The organism is Acidithiobacillus ferriphilus, from assembly GCF_018854775.1.
Classification (GTDB): Bacteria; Pseudomonadota; Gammaproteobacteria; order Acidithiobacillales; family Acidithiobacillaceae; genus Acidithiobacillus; species Acidithiobacillus ferriphilus.
This window is the reverse complement of sequence record NZ_JAAZTY010000070.1, coordinates 1-952: the sequence shown is the minus strand read 5'-3', so window position 1 is coordinate 952 and position 952 is coordinate 1. Positions and strand designations below refer to the sequence as shown.

At 60.6% G+C, this 952-nt stretch carries 2 protein-coding genes; both read right to left on the bottom strand.

Annotated elements, in window-relative coordinates; genetic code table 11:
• Positions 1 to 710, bottom strand: a 710-nt coding sequence (locus HF921_RS05865; RefSeq protein ID WP_215893488.1) for a DUF3683 domain-containing protein, incomplete at its 3' end; no start/stop codon positions are given.
• A partial coding sequence (locus HF921_RS05860) for a pantoate--beta-alanine ligase (protein ID WP_215893487.1) occupies positions 707 to 952 on the bottom strand: 246 nt, incomplete at its 5' end. The genes HF921_RS05865 and HF921_RS05860, both read right to left, overlap by 4 nt.

The window sequence follows — 952 nt, the reverse complement described above, 5'->3', positions numbered from 1 at the left end:
CTGGGGACAGGGCTGCTCAGGCCCTGCGGCGTGACCATCTCGATCACCGACATTTGTTCCAGCTTTTCGGTATTGATGACAGCGCAGTGGCGGCGCAGTGGAATGGCACCGCCGGTATAGCCGGTGCCACCACCGCGCGGGATGATGGATAGCCCAATTTCGCGGCAAACGGCGACCATGCGCTGCACCTCGGACTCGTCGGCGGGATAAAGGACGACGAAGGGTAGTTCCACACGCCAGTCGGAGGCGTCAGTGACGTGGGCGACGCGGGCATAGGCGCTGAAGTTGACATTATCTTTGCTGGTGATTTTGAGCAGACGGCGCTCCGCCTTCTTGCGCAGCGCCAGATCTTCATCAAATTGCTGGGTAAAGTTGCGCACCGCGAGGCGAGCGCTCTCCAGCAAACGGATCACCAGCGGATTGCCTTCAGCGCGATCGGCGATATCGTTCAAGCGATGTGCCAGAGCATCCCAGAGGGCTTGGCGGCGATGCCGATCCTGTGCCAAATCATCCTGGATGTAAGGATTGCGTTGCACCACCCAGAGATCGCCCAGCACTTCAAAGAGCATCCGTGCCGAACGTCCGGTGATCCGTTGTTCGCGCAGATCTTCCAGCAGCCGCCAAGCATCCATCCCGATCAGGCGGCGGACGATCTCGGCGTCTGAAAATGAGGTGTAGTTGTAAGGAATTTCGCGCAGGCGAGTGCTCATCCGGAAATTATAACATTGTCGATGAGCCGGGTCTGCCCCAGCCGTGCAGCCGCGAACCAGCGTGCATCAGGTTGCGGAGTGGTAAGTGCCCGCAAAGACTGGCCATCGCGCAACTCCAGATAGTCCGGCAAAAAACCGGCCTGCTCCAACCTTTCCCAGCCTGCCGCCGCAAGACCAGGCACATCTGCGCCGCTGATGCTGCGGCGGGCAAGGTCGAAGAGTGTCGCCGCGAGCAGCGGCGC